Source organism: Vibrio sp. HI00D65 (genome assembly GCF_001635455.1).
Lineage (GTDB): Bacteria > Pseudomonadota > Gammaproteobacteria > Enterobacterales > Vibrionaceae > Vibrio.
This window is the reverse complement of record NZ_LWEH01000013.1, coordinates 276,912-295,045: the sequence shown is the minus strand read 5'-3', so window position 1 is coordinate 295,045 and position 18,134 is coordinate 276,912. Positions and strand designations below refer to the sequence as shown.

General features: G+C 43.8%; 14 protein-coding genes. 5 read left to right on the top strand and 9 right to left on the bottom strand.

Going from position 1 to position 18,134, the window contains the following annotated elements:
• Positions 1 to 84 precede the first annotated feature (84 nt).
• The 4 genes from A3712_RS04520 to A3712_RS04505 form a co-directional block, all read right to left on the bottom strand.
• The gene (locus tag A3712_RS04520) at positions 85 to 1,158 is read right to left on the bottom strand and encodes a YcjF family protein (RefSeq protein ID WP_063522477.1); all 1,074 of its coding nucleotides are present in this window, start codon (positions 1,156 to 1,158) and stop codon (positions 85 to 87) included.
• A 15-nt stretch (positions 1,159 to 1,173) separates the two neighbouring features.
• The gene (locus A3712_RS04515) at positions 1,174 to 2,547 is read right to left on the bottom strand and encodes a YcjX family protein (protein WP_063522476.1); all 1,374 of its coding nucleotides are present in this window, start codon (positions 2,545 to 2,547) and stop codon (positions 1,174 to 1,176) included.
• 208 nt (positions 2,548 to 2,755) lie between these two features.
• Positions 2,756 to 2,941, bottom strand: coding sequence for a hypothetical protein (locus A3712_RS04510; protein WP_004741549.1), 186 nt, complete (start codon positions 2,939 to 2,941; stop codon positions 2,756 to 2,758).
• Positions 2,942 to 3,105: 164 nt separating this feature from the next.
• Positions 3,106 to 4,623, bottom strand: coding sequence for a fumarate hydratase (locus A3712_RS04505; RefSeq protein WP_063522475.1), 1,518 nt, complete (start codon positions 4,621 to 4,623; stop codon positions 3,106 to 3,108).
• A 253-nt stretch (positions 4,624 to 4,876) separates the two neighbouring features.
• On the opposite strand from A3712_RS04505, the gene pabB reads away from it, so the two are divergent.
• A complete protein-coding gene (gene pabB / locus A3712_RS04500) occupies positions 4,877 to 6,253 on the top strand; it encodes an aminodeoxychorismate synthase component I (protein WP_063522474.1) in 1,377 nt (458 codons plus the stop codon).
• A 134-nt stretch (positions 6,254 to 6,387) separates the two neighbouring features.
• Here the strand turns inward: pabB and A3712_RS04495 are convergent, their stop codons facing one another.
• Both A3712_RS04495 and A3712_RS04490 read right to left on the bottom strand, forming a co-directional pair.
• A complete protein-coding gene (locus tag A3712_RS04495; protein ID WP_063522473.1) occupies positions 6,388 to 8,106 on the bottom strand; it encodes an ATP-binding protein in 1,719 nt (572 codons plus the stop codon).
• A gap of 1 nt (position 8,107) precedes the next feature.
• Positions 8,108 to 8,650 (bottom strand): heme NO-binding domain-containing protein, encoded by a 543-nt coding sequence (locus A3712_RS04490; protein ID WP_063522472.1) that lies wholly within the window; start codon positions 8,648 to 8,650, stop codon positions 8,108 to 8,110.
• 267 nt (positions 8,651 to 8,917) lie between these two features.
• Between A3712_RS04490 and A3712_RS04485 the strand changes: the two genes are divergently transcribed.
• From A3712_RS04485 to A3712_RS04475, 3 genes are all read left to right on the top strand, one after another.
• The gene (locus tag A3712_RS04485; protein ID WP_063522471.1) at positions 8,918 to 9,517 is read left to right on the top strand and encodes a CoA pyrophosphatase; all 600 of its coding nucleotides are present in this window, start codon (positions 8,918 to 8,920) and stop codon (positions 9,515 to 9,517) included.
• Positions 9,518 to 9,825: 308 nt separating this feature from the next.
• Positions 9,826 to 11,079, top strand: coding sequence for an aromatic amino acid transport family protein (locus A3712_RS04480; protein WP_063522470.1), 1,254 nt, complete (start codon positions 9,826 to 9,828; stop codon positions 11,077 to 11,079).
• Positions 11,080 to 11,200: 121 nt separating this feature from the next.
• Positions 11,201 to 12,562, top strand: coding sequence for an L-serine ammonia-lyase (locus tag A3712_RS04475; protein WP_063522469.1), 1,362 nt, complete (start codon positions 11,201 to 11,203; stop codon positions 12,560 to 12,562).
• A gap of 103 nt (positions 12,563 to 12,665) precedes the next feature.
• Here A3712_RS04475 and A3712_RS04470 read toward each other — a convergent pair whose 3' ends face one another.
• Together A3712_RS04470 and A3712_RS27290 are read right to left on the bottom strand one after the other, a co-directional pair.
• Positions 12,666 to 13,808 carry an amino acid permease gene (locus tag A3712_RS04470; RefSeq protein ID WP_157618705.1) on the bottom strand — a complete coding sequence of 381 codons (1,143 nt, stop codon included), beginning with the start codon at positions 13,806 to 13,808 and terminating at the stop codon, positions 12,666 to 12,668.
• A gap of 98 nt (positions 13,809 to 13,906) precedes the next feature.
• Positions 13,907 to 14,077 carry a hypothetical protein gene (locus A3712_RS27290; RefSeq protein WP_157618703.1) on the bottom strand — a complete coding sequence of 57 codons (171 nt, stop codon included), beginning with the start codon at positions 14,075 to 14,077 and terminating at the stop codon, positions 13,907 to 13,909.
• Between the two features lie 477 nt (positions 14,078 to 14,554).
• Between A3712_RS27290 and A3712_RS04465 the strand changes: the two genes are divergently transcribed.
• Entirely contained in the window at positions 14,555 to 16,177 is a 1,623-nt protein-coding gene (locus A3712_RS04465; protein ID WP_063522467.1) for a methyl-accepting chemotaxis protein, read from the top strand.
• A 109-nt stretch (positions 16,178 to 16,286) separates the two neighbouring features.
• Here A3712_RS04465 and A3712_RS04460 read toward each other — a convergent pair whose 3' ends face one another.
• Complete coding sequence (locus tag A3712_RS04460) at positions 16,287 to 17,777, bottom strand: SulP family inorganic anion transporter (RefSeq protein WP_063522466.1); 1,491 nt, start codon at positions 17,775 to 17,777, stop codon at positions 16,287 to 16,289.
• Between the last annotated feature and the right edge of the window lie 357 nt (positions 17,778 to 18,134).

Here is an 18,134-nt window from a genome sequence, read left to right as displayed (position 1 = left end):
CAGTCAAGAAGAAGAGTAAACATATGTTTACTCTTCGCTCGCAAACCACTCAATGTCATACATTTTGTTTCAACGACGTACGTTTTATTTGAGGGTGATACGCTTTATTTCAGAAAGGACGGCTTTACGCATGTCGGCCAGTTTTACTTTGCGTTCATTATGCCAAGGCATAGGGCGAAGTAGTGTCATGGCTTTTAGACCCAATCGAGCCGTCAGGATACCAACACCCAAGCCCTGCCCCGCTCTCGCTGAGACTTTACCAGCCAAATCCATCGAAACTAAGTCCATAGTCGCATCAATCGCCAACTCACTTACCCCTGCAGCTGCCATGTTGATTAACACCAACTTAAAAAGTTTGATGCGTGACCAGTATCCAAGTTCAATGCCATACACATCAGCTAGCTCGTCTATCATGGTGAAATTGCGCCAAGCCACCAGCAACATGTCTGCCGCTGCTAATGGACTCACCGCAACCAAGGCTGCTGATTCAGTCGAGAATTTAGTGACGATTTGAGTAGCCACTTTGTCTTGCTGGGCAACAACTAATGCATCGTACATATCCAACACTTCAGCATCACTGTGTGCAGGGTTGATGCTATTTCTCCACTTATCGAACTCCGGAGACTCCGCAATAATGCCGCCCTGCTTAGCGATGTTTTCACAGAACGCTTTGCCTTTGCCGACACTTTGGCTTTGTAGTAGCTCTTCACTCTGCTCTTGTACGCTAAAGTGATCTTTCAATGAGCGTAGCTTCCACAGCTCTTTGCATATTGCACCCAAGCCCAGTGACGCGATTGCCGCGATAAAACTGGCCCAACCAAGTGCGAGCCAATCTGCTGATTGAACCGCCGTGATGACAGAATCAATCGCTTGCCAGCCAACCAAGCCTGAGAAAGCAACCATTAAGCCAGAGCCCAACCACTTTCTCTTTTTACTTGGTCGGATGATTTGTTCTAGTTGCTGCTCAGCTTCGCCATCTAGCTCGCTCTCAACCTGTGGTGCAACGGTTACAAATTTCTCTTGTTCAGTAAACAACTGCTGGGCACCTAATTCTGGAGTCGCTTCCCCCACGCCATGCTTACCCAAAGCACTATCATTGTCATCAAAAGAGGTCTTCAGCGGCTCATTAAAGACCTGCTTTGTTTTTAATTCACTCATCTTTTATTGCCTCAATTACTTTAACTTATCGCCAATGAGATACTCTAAAACCTTATCAATTCTTAGGTGTTGGCAAGGTTCATCAGAATGTTGTTCCATTGGCCTAAAGCTCGTGAAATCAAACTGGTTAGTTTCCCAGTACTGCTTGTTCGGCAGCTTCCGTGGCACCTCACCCGGATACATAGTCTGGGGAACGTTATCCAAAGTAACACCTTGCAGCGCTGGCACATTGTCCGATCCCGATGAGATATAACCTGCGCTGGTCGCTTGAATGGAAGCGATACTCATGCAGCTCATATCGATATGCTCAAACGCCGCCTGTTGCCACGCTGGGTGTACCATCTGTTGCAGCAGTGACACCAAGTTTGGATGCTGATCTGGTGTTACATGGTCTGCCTTAGTCGCTGCAAACAGGATCTTGTCGATCTTCGGAGCAAACAAACGTCTCAGGATATTGCTTCGGCCATATTTAAAGCTCTTCAATAACTGTTCAAGTGCACTACGCATATCCATGAAAGAGTCGTAACCTGCATTGAGTGGCTGCAAACAATCCACCAGTACAATTTGTCTGTCGAAGGTTGAGAAATGATTCTTGTAGAACGCTTTAACAACCTTCTGTTGGTACTCTTCATATCGCGCTTTCAGCACCGCATAGTTACTTGTTTTCGAGAATTTACTTTCTGGTGCTGCGCATGGGAAAAACTGCAGCACAGGCGCGCCTTCAAGCTCACCAGGTAATACAGATCGCCCCGGTTGCACCCAATGTAGTCCATTGCTCTTACAAGTATGGAGATACTGAGTGTAACTATCCGCAATGTTAACCAGTTTCTTCTCATCAGCTTCAGCCAACAGGTCAACGTCGCCAAGCATTGCGCTCCACTCTTGCGAGTAAGTTTCTCGGTCACCTTTTAATGCGGCAAACTGAGATTGACTCCACGTTTCAAAATCCATATCCAATAATGGCAAGTCAAGTAACCATTCACCCGGATAGTCAACAATGTCGAGATAAAGCGTACTGTTTTTACTCAGTAACTTCTTCGCGCCTTTTGCCGGCTTGTATTTGATAGCCAAGCGAATTTCACTGACATCGCGTGTCGGTACTGGCCATTCTGGTGGCTGACCATTTAATGATTCCATCGCTTCGTCATAAGAGAAACGCGGAATCATCATGTTGTGTTGTGGGATGCGCTTTGCACCAATAATTCTTCCGTCTCGCGCTGATGCAAGAAGCGGTAAATTATTATGTGTAGAGGTATGAAGAAGTTGGTTAACCAACGAGGTAATGAATGCTGTTTTACCTGCACGAGACAGACCCGTGACCGCAACTCTAATGTGAGAGTCCGTTCCTCTGCTTATAAAGTCACTCATTTCTTGAGTTAGGTGTTTCATTTGAACGACTCCGTGATATTTAGGCAAGCTGGTTATGATGATGGAGAGGCAAGCCTATGTTCTTTCCCTATTGGGATAGTTTGTATACTGTTGCTTATTCGTTTGCTAATAGTAGTGAGTATGCAATACCCATTCTTAATGCTAGATGAATAAAAGCCCCTGATTACATTAATAATCAGGGGCTTTGAAATTTTTCATGAATAGCAGACTAATCGTCTTCTATGAGTTTGTAGATAACAAACAGTGCTATCTCAGCAATCAACCACAATACACATGTAATGGTTACGTATTTTTCGTTAAAGATGCTGATTCCGTGCAAGATCAAATCGTAACCAATGAAACTACCGATCACCACTGCCAAGATAATTTGTAGGATATGAATAAAACGAGGCATTCCTATCTCCTATGTTCTTATATCAAACGATGTATTTGTCACTATATCATTGATAATAAGACAAAAGTGCAGATAATGCTGCACTTTTGTCTTTAACTTTCTATCAAAACTTGCAATTCAAACGCTAGAGTCAGCATCAATTACGACTTTTTGACTTCGGTTGATTAAGCTTTTTCAGCTTCGGCAATTTTCACTTTCCACGTGTCAGGACCTATCTGATGAGCGTTTGCGCCCGTTGAGTCAACCGCTACCGTTACTGGCATGTCTTCAACTTCAAACTCGTAAATCGCTTCCATACCAAGATCTTCAAACGCAACAACACGAGCTTTTTTGATTGCTTTTGCTACAAGGTAAGCAGCGCCACCTACAGCCATCAAGTAAACCGCTTTATGCTCTTTGATTGATTCAACCGTAGCAGGACCACGTTCCGCTTTACCGATCATACCCATGATGCCCGTTTCGTTTAGCATCATGTCAGTGAACTTATCCATACGTGTCGATGTTGTTGGGCCTGCAGGACCTACCGCTTCGTCGCCTACTGCATCAACAGGACCTACGTAGTAGATAAACTTACCTTTGAAATCAACGCCTTCAGGTAGACCTTCGCCGCCCTCTAGCATGCCTTGAATACGCTTATGCGCAGCATCACGGCCCGTTAGGATTTTGCCTGATAGAAGAACCGTTTCACCTGTCTTCCACTCTTGAACATCTTCTTTACTCACTTCATCAAGGTTAACACGGCGTGTGTTGGCGCCCGCTTCCCAGGTGATGTCTGGCCATTCTTCTAGTTTCGGTGGCGTTAGCTCTGCTGGACCGCTGCCGTCTAGTGTGAAGTGTACGTGACGTGTTGCTGCACAGTTAGGGATCAAACATACTGGCTTAGACGCGGCGTGTGTTGGTGCTGTTTTGATTTTCACATCTACCACAGTTGTTAGACCACCAAGACCTTGTGCACCAATACCTAGTTTATTTACGCGGTTGAAGATATCTAGACGAAGCTCTTCTTCTGCGTTCTCTGGACCTTTTTCGATAAGCTCCTGGATATCGATGTGTTCCATCAGAGACTCTTTCGCCAGTACCGCTGCTTTCTCAGCGGTACCGCCGATGCCTATACCTAGCATACCCGGCGGGCACCAGCCCGCGCCCATCGTTGGTAGCGTCTTCTCTACCCACTCTGCAATGTCATCAGAAGGGTTTAGCATAACCATCTTAGTTTTGTTCTCTGAACCGCCGCCTTTCGCCGCGATTTGAATTTCAACTTTGTTGCCCGGAACCATATTAATGTGAACAACCGCTGGTGTGTTGTCTTTAGTATTAATACGCTTCCCTGCAGGGTCCATTAGGACAGAGGCACGCAGTGGGTTATCTGGGTTGTTGTAAGCTTGACGAACGCCTTCATCAACCATTTGTTGTACTGTTAGATCCGTTTCCCACTTCACATCCATACCGATATTCACGAAACAAGTAACGATACCTGTATCCTGACAGATAGGACGGTGACCTTCCGCAGACATACGTGAGTTAATAAGAATTTGTGCGATCGCATCTTTAGCTGCTTGGCTCTCTTCTTTCTCGTACGCTTTTTCTAGGGCTTGGACAAAGTCTAAAGGGTGATAATAAGAAATATACTGAAGTGCGTCAGCGACACTGCTGATCACATCTTGCTTACGAATAACCGTCATTGCATGCCTCTTTATTGTTCTAGTTCCATGTGGGTTCACTATTTAACGAATAACGCTAAATGAGATCAGTAGGTTTAGCTTTTATAATGTTGATCTGTATTTAGTTGCTTTAGCAATCGCTTGCATAGCTTTAAACTAAACCACTTGGATTACACCGTTCTAATCAAGAACCCATTTTATTTTCAATTTATGATACTCTTGCTTCCTCTCACAAGCCATGCAGTGATCGAACTCTTTGTCACAAATTAAACAAATGAATAACAACGAATTTCGCGCTATCCAAATCAAGCCGCTTGAATATCAATCAACTTTAGCTAGACAGCTGTTTTCTCATATCGAAAACTTGCCGTGGGCAATGCTATTACGCTCTGCTTCAGAAAGCCACGTTGATAGTCGATACGACATTTTAGTTGCTCAACCCATCGCCACCTTCGAAACAATCGGTGCAAAAACCACCATTAGTGTTAAAGAGACGTTTGATGTTTCAGACTCCGATCCTTTCGAACTGCTAAACCACTATCAGCAGCAATTGTTACCAGCCACAAATGAGCACTCTGAGTTGCCGTTCATCGGTGGTGCATTAGGCTACTTTAGCTACGATTTGGGTCGAAGAGTAGAAACGCTTCCAACCACTTCAACACGTGATATTGATGCACCCGATATGGCGGTGGGTCTTTACGAGTGGGCGATTGTGGTTGACCACAAGTTGAAGACAGCTTGTGTGGTTGGGCAAAACATAGAAGCACACTGGGATTGGTTATCTCAACAGCAAGAAACTCAACCTACGGTTGAAGAGTTTAGCCTGATAACACCGTGGCAATCGAACATGAGCGAGCAGAGCTACGCAGATAAGTTTGATAGCGTCCAAGAATATCTACTGTCTGGTGACTGCTATCAAATCAACTTGGCTCAGCGCTTCAATGCAAAATACCAAGGCAGCGAATGGTTGGCCTACAAAAAGCTTGAGCAATATAACTCTGCTCCGTTTTCTGGCTTCATCCGTCTAGCCAACAGTGCCATTATCAGTGTCTCACCTGAGCGCTTCTTAGAACTGAAAGACAATGTGATTGAGACTAAGCCGATCAAAGGCACTCGCCCTCGTTCTGATGACCAAGTGATTGATGATACTAACGCACAAGACTTAGCGAGCGCAGATAAAGATCAGGCGGAAAACCTGATGATTGTAGATTTACTTCGTAACGATATCGGTCGAGTGGCAAAGCCAGGAACGGTTTATGTCCCTAAATTGTTCGATATTGAAAGCTTCCCTGCTGTGCACCACTTGGTAAGCACCATCAGAGCTGACCTTGATTACCAATATTCTGCAACAGACTTATTAAGAGCTTGTTTCCCAGGCGGCTCTATTACCGGCGCCCCTAAAGTTCGTGCGATGCAGATCATCGAGGAGCTAGAGCCACATCGACGTTCAGCATATTGTGGCAGTATCGGTTACATCAGCCGAAATGGCAGAATGGACACCAGTATTACCATCCGAACCTTAGTGGCAGAACACAACACGCTTTATGCTTGGGCAGGCGGTGGTGTGGTATTCGATAGTGATTGTGCGTCTGAATACCAAGAAACGCTGGATAAACTAAGTCGAATCCTTCCTGTACTGGAAGAGTGCTAAGCGACGCCAGTTTACTGAACGCTTAGTACAAGTTCTAAGCCCAAACGAAAAGTATAAAAAGCCGAAGTCATCGCGATGATCACTTCGGCTTTGTTTCTCCAAACGTTTTGCTAAAGCTGTTATGCAGTCATCAACTATGACGTAGTGATAGGCCCCCCCCCCCACTTCTTAAGCATTTCTTTTAAGTCATTAGCCGTATAAGGCTTACTGAGGATGTCGTTCATCCCACATTGAATACAACGCTCACGTTCTTCCAACGTAGTCCCTGCCGTAAGCGCGACAATAGACTTAGAATAACCTTTCTCTCTGAGTGTCTCCGTTGCTTCAAAGCCATCCATGAGTGGCATCCGGCAATCCATAAACACTATGTCATATTCTGTGTCTAACGCGAGCTCTACTCCTTCAACACCGTTGCTTGCAATCGCTGGCTCTATCTTATGTTTTCGTAGCATCTGCTGAATGATGATCTGGTTCATCTTAATATCATCAACCACCAACACTTTCAGCAATGAAAGTTCAACTTCAGATTCAACCCCTTTGGAAATCGTATCGCTACCATCAGGAACATCGATAACTTGGAGGGGAACTGAAATGGTAAATATCGTCCCTGCACCAACAATGCTGGTTACACCTATATCACCATCCATCAGGCCGACGAGCTTACGGCAAATCGCTAAACCTAGCCCAGTACCTTCATAATTACGGCTACTTGAGTTATCCGCTTGGGTAAAGGGTTCAAACAGCGTTTTATAAGCAGACTCAGCAATACCGACTCCAGTATCTTCTACAGAGAAAACGAAGTGCTGGTCACGCCATTCGATATCAACGTTTACATGCCCTTCCTCGGTAAACTTAATCGCATTACCAATAAGATTTACAAATAACTGAGTGATACGCTCTAAATCGCCTTTAAAGTGTGACGGGACGTCGGAAGCCACGCTAATATTGAAGTCGAGCTGTTTCTCAATCGCTCGATTGGTAAAGATGCTCTCAATCGTATTTCTTAAGTTATGCAAAGAGAACTTTTTCGGGATCAACTCCAGCATACCTGCATTGATTTTACTGTAGTCCAATAAGTCATTAATGATATTTCTTAAAAACTCACCTGATTGGCTTAGATTATTTACGATTTCTCGTTGGGAACTATTGAGCTCGGTATCACTGATTAATTCAGCACTTCCCAATAAACCATTGAGCGGGGTTCTTAGCTCATGGTTAATCATCGCAACAAAATCGCGCGTGGCCCTTTCAGATTCCTCTGCTCGCTTACGAGACTCAATATTTCGATTGATGGCTAATTGGTGAGTAATGGCACTGCAGATAAGATCTGTGACCAATAAGAGTTGGCTCTCTATAAAGTCGACATCTTGTTCAGATAGGTTGACCTTGACGACCAATGCTCCAACGATAACCTTCTCAACTTCAAGTGGTACTGTGAGTAAATCACCTTCCCATTGGGTTTCTACGATTTCTTGGTCGAAATCGCCAACCGATGCATCACCATAATCGTAAGTTTGAAGCTGTGGGAGTAGTTTTAATGGCAATATTAAGCGGCTAGCTTCAATCAGGTAACTGTTGGTCACGTTTGTGGTCAGTTGAGACAGCATCACATCATCTAAGTCGCTTCGAAGAAACGCGCGACCGAAATCTATCAATAGATTATCGATTTGCTCTTGAAACTCGATACGACGAATATTCGCGTTGGAACGTTTTTCCAACTGGCGCAGAGCAAGCTCCAACTGTTGGTTCGCTTCAAACAGCTCAAGGCTTTTTTGCTCCAACAGAGCTTCAGCCGCTTTGCGGGCGGCTATTTGGCGCTTTAGTTTCTTCTCTAAGGCAGAGGCCGGATCCATATTATTTTTCTACTTTGAGATTAAACCTAACCACACTTTGGTCATCATTCTGAGGCGTCATTTCCACCGTAATCGATTCTCCATGATGTTCAGCACATCCTTCAATTAACCCTAAACAGACATGCGACATGCATCGTGCGCTTTTATAATCGAAAACTAGTTCAGCTTCCGTCGTAGTGATAAAACTAAACTCAGGTGGCTCAGCATCTGAGTAAAGCTTTTTTACTTCAACGTGAATGTATCGCTCAACGTGCTGGATAAATTGAAAGGTAGTATTGCTGTGTGTGAGACTTGCTTTGTCAGGTAGCGAAGCTAGTAAGTTCTTAAACACGGATTGCCCGAACACGCGCTGTAAAGTAGCGGCATCAATGTCCGTTTTTTTGCTCAAGTTAATAATAAGCTTAACCAGGGCCTTGTGATCATAACTGCCAACAGAGGTGTAAATACCTTCGTCTTCAGACATCTCTAGCACTTCTTCCAACAGCCCTAGTCCAAATTTATCTTCAACAAGATCCAAAAATTCGGTGAATATGATTCCTTTCATCTCATACCTTATCTTTTGTTTCTTTTTAGAGTGGTCTACTAAGTCTTTGCTATCAAATTCTTAATCAAAAAAGTAGGGATTTTCAGCTTATTTTATGACATTGATAACGGATACTCATCTAGATGCTCACTTCAAATATAGCAAAAATCAACAATATTGAGCGTTCTAGCTCACCGATAACCTATATCGTACGTACCTGTTAGATTGGTATTACGCGAAAGGTTGAGTCTATACTTAAGGCAATATTAATCAATATATTGGCAAGCTATGAACCGAAATAACTTCCTACAACAGTTTCAACTAAACCCACCTGTTGGCTATCACCCGGAGTCCTTTGATCGCGTTTCTCGTATCAGTAGTGAGGAATTGCGAAAAGCGGCAGTGGTAGTTGGTTTAGTAGAAAGGGAAGGTGGTTTACACGTCATTTTTACTAAAAGAGCAGCCCATTTAAAACATCACCCAGGACAAGTGAGCTTTCCAGGAGGGAAACATGAGCTCTCCGACCCATCTATGCAATTTACTGCACTTAGAGAGCTTCATGAAGAGGTGGGAATTCGATCGGATCAGGTTAAAGTTGTTGGGCAATTACCTACCTTGAGTACTATTAGTAAATTTTCTGTTACGCCGATTGTCGCATTAGTCGAGCCCGACTATAAACCCATCATTGATCAGAACGAAGTCGCTTCCATTTTTGAGGTTCCGGCCACCTATGTTTTAGACCAAACAAAATTGCACAGCCACATTTTCAACTTCAAGAAAATCAAACATCGTGTTTTCGCGATGCCCTTCGAAGAGCACCTTATATGGGGCCTCACAGCACAAATCATCCAATATATGCAGCAGCATGTAGTGACACAAACCACATAGCAACTACGTTTTGTTTAACCTTTATTAACAAACAACACCCTTCGTATAGAACAGATTTATTAATGCAACTTTACGCAATCGTTTACTTGGTATAATTCTGTACACCCCCCCTTTCAGATAAGATAAACTAATATCACACATAAACATAAATCACATGTAGCACGCCATTTTCGTGATCAAAAATCCGTTTTTCGCATATCATGTGACACGCCGTTTCATTACATGATTTAGATCTATTTTTTGCCGACGAAAATTCTGCAAAATTAGCTCCGACTTATTTCCTGTTCCCAAAAAATGAGTAATTTAACATGAACACAACAACTTCTTCGGCAAATGCCTTAAAAGACTCGAGCAAGTTTAACTATAAAGATTTTACCTGGTGTTTATCACTATTCGGTACAGCAGTTGGTGCTGGTGTACTATTCCTTCCAATTAAAGCTGGTGCGGGTGGCTTTTGGCCATTAGTTATCCTAGCTCTTATTGCTGCACCAATGACTTGGTTCGCACACAAATCTCTAGCACGTTTCGTACTGTCTGCAAAAAATCCTGAAGCTGACATTACAGATACAGTAGAAGAGCACTTCGGTAAGACTGGCGCAAACCTTATTACTTTCGCTTACTTTTTCGCTATCTACCCAATCGTTCTAATTTACGGTGTTGGTATCACAAACACTGTTGATTCTTTCCTAGTAAACCAAATGGGTATGGAATCTATTCCTCGTCCTCTTCTTTCTGGTGCTCTTATCCTTGCAATGACAGCAGGTGTTGTATTCGGTAAAGAACTAATGCTGAAAGCAACTTCAGCAATGGTTTACCCACTAGTATTCATCCTACTGGCGCTCTCTTTCTACCTAGTTCCAGAGTGGAACACTTCAATGATGGAAGTAACGCCTGAATGGTCAACAATGCCTTCTGTTATCTGGCTAGCAATTCCAATCATCGTATTCTCTTTCAACCACAGCCCAATCATTTCTCAGTTCTCTAAAGAGCAACGTCGTGTATACGGTGAAAACGCAGTTAAGAAAACTGACGCTATCACTGGCGGCGCAGCAATGATGCTAATGGGTTTTGTGATGTTCTTCGTATTCTCTGTTGTACTTTCTCTATCTCCAGAGCAACTAGCGAATGCACAAGCACAGAACATCTCTGTACTTTCTTACCTAGCTAACGTTCACGAGTCTCCGCTTATCTCTTACATGGGTCCTCTAGTAGCATTCGCAGCAATCACTTCTAGCTACTTCGGTCACTTCCTAGGTGCTCACGAAGGTCTTGTTGGTTTAATCAAGTCTCGCTCTGGTTCTTCAGTAAGCACTATCGAGAAGGTATCTCTAGCGTTCATCGTTGTGACTACTTGGATTGTTGCGGTAGTAAACCCAAGCATCCTAGGCATGATTGAAACAATGGGTGCTCCAATGATTGCAGCTATCTTATTCCTAATGCCTGTATTCGCGATGAACAAAGTACCAGCAATGGCTAAGTACAAAACTTCAGCACCTGTACAAATCTTTACAGCTTTATGTGGTCTAGCGGCTATTAGTTCTGTAATCTACGGCGCTCTTTAATCTATAAGCAGCTTTTATAAGATGCCTTTCATCTTATATCGCGAGATTAGACACAAAATATAATGATAATAAATGAGCCTCCCTACTCCCCTTGGGAGGCTCTCTTTTTGAGGTAATCGCTATGATTAGTGTATTTGATATCTATAAAATCGGTGTTGGTCCATCGAGCTCACACACAGTTGGACCAATGAAAGCGGGTAAAGAATTTATTGATGACCTACGTTCAATGGGAAAATTGCGCGACATCACTAAAATCACCGTGGACGTATATGGATCACTATCACTGACAGGGAAAGGTCACCACACAGATATCGCAATCATCATGGGTCTTGCTGGCAATACTCCTGAGCGTGTTGATATCGATTCTATCCCGGGCTTTATTGCTCGCGTAGAAGAAACTGAACGCCTTCCTGTTGGCATGCACTGTCACACAGTTTCGTTCCCTCGCGATGGTGGTATGAACTTCCATACTAGCAACCTTTCTCTACACGAGAACGGCATGAGCATCCACGCATGGATTGACGACGAAGTTGCATACTCAAAAACTTACTACTCAATTGGTGGCGGTTTCATCGTTGACGAAGAGAATTTCGGCAAAGAAGAAAAAAACCCAATCAAAGCACCTTACGAATTCACGACAGCTGAAGAGTTAGTTAATCAGTGTAAAGAAAGCGGCCTTTCTATCAGCACACTGGTTATGAAAAACCAAGCAGCTTTCCACTCTGACGAAGAGTCTCGTACTTACTTCGCAAACATTTGGAAAACAATGCGTGAGTGTATGGATCGCGGTATGAATACTGAAGGTATCCTGCCTGGCCCACTACGTGTACCTCGCCGTGCTGCTGCACTTCGCCAACAGCTAATGACTTCAGAAAAAACAACAAACGATCCAATGTCTGTTGTTGACTGGGTGAACATGTTCGCATTCGCAGTAAACGAAGAGAACGCAGCTGGCGGGCGTGTTGTAACGGCTCCAACAAACGGCGCATGTGGCATCATCCCTGCGGTTTTAGCATATTACGACAAGTTCATCCAAACAGTGACAGAGAAAGACTACATCCGTTACTTCGCGGCTTCTGGCGCTATCGGTGGTCTTTATAAGCGTAACGCTTCTATCTCTGGTGCAGAAGTTGGCTGTCAGGGTGAAGTTGGCGTGGCATGTTCGATGGCTGCGGCTGGTCTTGCTGAGCTTATGGGCGGTAGCCCTGAGCAAGTCTGTATGGCTGCGGAAATTGGCATGGAGCACAACTTAGGTCTTACATGTGACCCAGTTGCAGGCCAAGTACAAGTACCATGTATCGAACGTAACGGTATTGCTGCAGTGAAGTCAATCAACTCTGCTCGTATGGCACTTCGTCGTTCTTCTGCTCCTACTGTTTCTCTAGATAAAGTTATCGAAACAATGCTAGAAACAGGTAAAGACATGAACGCTAAATACCGTGAGACATCTCAAGGTGGTTTGGCTGTTAAGGTTGTTTGTTAATCGACTCTCGCTAACAAACGAGCAATAAAAAGGAACGCATATGCGTTCCTTTTTGTATACCTCAATATTAGTTGCTGCCAGTCACAGCAACTGAATCGATTGATTAAATCACTTGAGAGATAAGTAAGAAGCAACCAAACAACAATGAGAAAAGCACCATTGGCTTGCCGCCTTCCGCACTGTATCTATCTTCTGCTACTTTCATAAAGCGTTGCTTGTGAACCATTGCCAGAGGAACGAATACGGCCAAGAACACAAGGATGATGCCAGCGTAGTTCAGCACTTGTAGAAACTTATCCGCAGCTAGTAGTGAGCCTGCTAGCGGCAGAATAAAGCTAATGCAGTAAGTCACCGCAGTGTTCTGGTTGAACATATCTCGGTTTTGGTTGAATAGCGACATAGCCACACCAAAGAACGAAGTCAGCAGAGCCAAACCTGTGAAAATAGATAACACGGTACCAACCCATGGTGACTGAGCTTCAAATGCAGCCATCAAGTCTGATACATTGTGGAAGCTTCTAAACTGCTCTTCACTCAAGTTACCTACTACAGCAAACAACCAACATAGGTAGCACACTAGAGGAATAAGAGAGCCTACGATTACCATATTACGAAGCTGCTTGTCGGTCGCTTCATGGTTGTAAGAAACCAAAGTTGGAATCACGACCATAAAGCCAAAACTAGTGAACAAGATTGCACTCGTTTTGATTAGGTCAACATGATTGTGACTCGTTACCTGCATTAAGTTATCTTGCGTCATGCTTGGTGCTAAAAATGCCATCGTTGCAAACAAGCTTGCCAGCATCACGAAGAACAGTGCACGGTTGAGCTTATCAATTACGCCTGTGCCACTTGCCACAACAGCGCCTGCAATCAAGGTAAAAGTGATTTGACTCGTTGTTGCAGTAATCTCGGCACCGAAGTTATACAGCAACTTACTCAGCAAGTCACCCGCGCCTAGGATGTAAGCCATTAGCAAGCAAATCAGCAATGCGTAAAGCAGACCATTGGTGATCAGTTGCCCTTTTTTGCCTAATGTCTTTCTAGCGATAGAGTTTAATCCTAAGCCACCACCCGCTTTGATGGTTGCTTCTAGAAGTAGTAATGCCGCGTAAGTAGTACCGAAACAGATCAGAACCATTAGCATTGTGCCGTAAAGCAATCCGAATTGAGCCAATACCATTGGGATTGCAAGCATACCAGCACCGAGAGCGGTACCAGCGATAATTAGGGAGCTACCCATCATTTTAATATTCATTGTCTTTAACTTATTTATTTAGTTTTTAATAGTTGTAGTTCTTTGTCATCAACCAAGATGCAAAAAAATTCGAAAGAAGTTAAGCTTTAAAACGAATATCGATAGGAGCGATAAGCGGAGTTAAATCGCGAAAAGGCAGTAGAAAACGAGTAGTACAAGCGAGGGTATAGAGAGGTGTGATCAGATGAAGAAGCCATGTTCTGATGTGGTGACCCTTCTGTCGGTTCGATGATCGGTGATGTAATCTTGAATTTCATGTATGTGTCCAATATCAATAAGTCACATTCCATATTATTTAAAGCAGCGTATCCGTTGCCGCCCTACCTCTATTATTAGAGGTGACTGCATATTATCGAATGAACTCTGAAACACAACGCTATAACCAGATTTTTTGCTATTAAATTGAACAAAACAAGCTTTTGGGCATTAATTAACCACCAAACATCAAAAAATAATAATCATTATTAATAGGAGACTTGTTAGCCTATACAACTCGATCATCCAAAATAGTACTTTTATTCGCGATAGCTTCGACTCACTTGCTAGACGAAACTATCAAAACCGGATCCTTACTCTTTAGATGTTCCAATTAAACCTCACTTAACATACAAACTCGCTACATCACAGAAAAAAAACCACAACCGGAGTGTGGTCACACTATTCGATATACCCCATAGGTGGTAAAGACTCTTGCCAGTACAGTAGTCGCGTCATCAGAATTAATAAAAACACCTATGCGCTCAACAATAACCTTCAAGATCCTGGTTGCTCTTGCCATTGTATTTACCTTTTTACTGGCAATATCCACCTACTTTCAATACTCCCAACAAAAACAACTGGTTAATTCACTCCTAAGTGAACAGCTTCACGATAAAGCGAGCAACTATTTCGATAGCCTTAATATGATGATGCTTACAGGCACCATGGCACAGAAAGAAACGCTGCGTCAGAAAGCATTAGCGCAAGAAGGCATTGAAGACGTTCGAGTATTACGTGCCGAAGCAGTAAGTAAGTTGTATGGTCCAGGAAATGACAACCAAACACCTGTTGACGAGATTGATAAAAGAGCCTTGTCAGGCGAAACGATCATCGAGCCATTTTCTGCTGACTGGGGTAAAGGCTTGGTGATAGCTCTACCAATGAAGTCGAGTGAGAATTATCGTGGTACTAATTGTGTCGCTTGTCATATGGCGCCAGAAGGCGAAGTATTGGGCGCAATACGACTGGAGTACAATCTGAGTCATGTTAATTCGCTGATTAACACTCAAACTACGGCTGCGATCGGTATCATGGCAGTGATCTCCTTTGCTGGCTTTGTGCTGACGATGGGGCTGATTCGTAAAATCATTGTCCGCCCGCTTCAGCAAACCTCGCGCTTTATGACTCAAGTCAGCAGCGATAAAAACCTTTCAAACCGCTTGCCTGAACAGAGCCAAGATGAAATTGGCACTTTAGCCAAATCAATCAACTCATTCATGGGAACCGTCTCAAACAGCTTGGAACAAGTACAAGATACTTCGCATAAGCTGAACGCGTCCGCCAATCAACTGACAAGCGTCGCACAGATTACTGAGCAAGCCGCTAGCGACCAACAAAATGAAACGGCGGAAGTTCAAAGTAATATTGAAGGAATACAAGCTCAGCAAGTCAATGTAGAACAAGCGACATTAACCGCATCTGACCTCATCAATCACACTTCGGATGTGGCATGTAAAAGTGCGGACCAAGCCCATGATGCAAGTAGCGAAATAAAGAACCTTGTTAGTAGTATCGAAGAGGTGAAACACAAGATCAGCACACTCAATGAGCAGACTGGCGAAGTGTCTTCGATATTGAGTGTGATTCGTGGCATTGCCGATCAGACCAACCTTTTGGCACTCAATGCGGCGATAGAAGCAGCAAGAGCGGGTGAACAAGGCCGAGGATTTGCTGTCGTTGCTGACGAGGTTCGCCATCTCGCCTCTCGAACGGCAGAAGCGACGGGAAGTATCGAATCGATCATCCACCAATTCCAACAAGGCAGCGAAGAATCTTTAACCTCAGCTGACCGTGTATGTGAACAAGCGCACCGAAGCTCAAGTGACATCGACGCACTCGCTGCTGAGATGAATGGTGTTGTCGAAGAGATGAAACAGGTGCTTTCCCATGCGCAGAATATTCAGCAACAGACACAATCCACCACCCATGCAACCAAAGATGTTCAGCAGGAAGTCGAAACCATCACTTCACATGCTAATGACACATCACTATCGGCAGGTGAGACGCGTAATATCAGTAATGACTTAGAAGAGCTGTCTGATCACCTAGAGTCTCTGATTAATCAGTTCACCTTGTCTTGTACAAAAGAAAAATCCTAAACCAATTACAACACCTAGCAGCGACCCAACAAAAAAGCGCTCAATCATGAGCGCTTCACCTTTCTACTTTACCACTTTTTAGGCTTTGAACTCTGAGTTCAAACAGCCGCTAGTGCGTAATCGACACGGCTGATAAGTCTTTACGCTTGTGGTACATAGCATGCTTGTAAATAAGCTTTGCGCTGACTTCATCCATCCCAGAGACCTCAACATAAGCGCCTTTCTTGCGAAACTTAAAAACTACCTTATCGAGCGCTTCGACTGAGGTGTTATCTAAGAATGAGGCTTCAGAAACATCGATTGTGACCAACGACGTCGCCTTGTCGTAATCGAACAAATCAACAAAGGCATCGGAAGAAGCAAAGAACACATGCCCCTTAACTCTATGAGTTGTGTGCAGTTGATTAGCCACGACCTCATCAGAAATAAAGACCATAGACTTACTCGCGTGAGCATAAAATAGGGCCGAAAGTACTACGCCAACCGCAACACCAATCGCAAGGTTATGAGTAAAGACAACCACAACAACCGTCGCTAGCATCGTGACATTTGTCGGTAAAGTATGGTCTTTAAGTTCGACGATAGAACGCCAAGAGAAAGTACCGATTGATACCATAATCATCACAGAGACTAACGCCGCCATTGGAATCAACTTTAACCAATCAGATACGAACACCACCATCAGTAAAAGTAGTACGCCTGCGATCATGCTCGATAGCCTAGTTAAACCACCCGATTTAATATTGATGATCGACTGACCTATCATGGCGCAACCTGCCATACCACCAAACAGTGACGCAACAATGTTCGCAACACCCTGTCCTTTGCACTCATTATTCTTATTGCTTTCTGTATCCGTCAGATCATCAACAATGGTCGCGGTCATCAAGGACTCCAAGATGCCAACAACAGACAAAGCGATGGAATATGGAAGTATGGTTTCGAAGGCTTCTAATGAGAATGGAATATTAGGAATTACGAAGGTTGGGAGCGAGTCAGGAAGTTTTCCCATGTCACCAATGGTTCTCACTTCTAAGCCAAACATCGAACTGACAATAGTGAGCACGATAATAGCCACCAAAGGTGACGGTATCGAGGTGCCCAATTTAGGTAAGTAAGGCAACAAATAGATAATCGCTAGTCCCAAAACAACCAAGAGATAGACGCTTGTGGGTACGTTAATCAGTTCAGGTAATTGAGCCATAAAGATCAAAATAGCAAGCGCGTTTACAAATCCGGTAATCACGGATTTCGACACGAAGTTCATCAAATTACCTAGCTTCAAATAGCCTGCAATAATCTGAATCACACCAGCTAAAAAGGATGCCGCTAGTAGATAATCAAGCCCGTGCTCTTTAACTAATGTGACCATCAACAGCGCCATTGCGCCTGTCGTACCAGATATCATCCCCGGGCGGCTGCCCACTAAGGCGGTGACAACACAGATACAAAATGAAGCGTACAAACCAACCTTGGGGTCGACGCCTGCGATAATAGAAAATGCGATAGCTTCAGGGATCAATGCAAGTGCAACCACAATCCCCGATAATGAATCTCCTTTGATATTTGATAACCAGTGTGTTTTTAGATAATTAAGCATGTAATTCTCTTTTACTTGTACAGCCAGTCCTGCCTTGTTCAGACATCATGTGATCGACTGTTTTTCATGAATGAGCGAGCGCTCGAAAAGTGCGGGTGTAGAGAGAATGCAGGGGCTACGGCGGCGTAATTAACACGTGAATATTAAACTCCTCTGGTAACTCTTTAGTTTGCAGCGACATGATCTCGTGCCAAACAAAGAAGGTGAATGGCCTCCTAGATAGGAGAAGCCGCGACAATATAGTGTGAGGTTCGATGCAATCACACAATCATTATTGGAAACAAAGATTGCGATGGTTCAGTCAATATAGGTCACGCGCAAGGTGAGTTGAGCTAAAGAAAAGTTAACAAATAACCA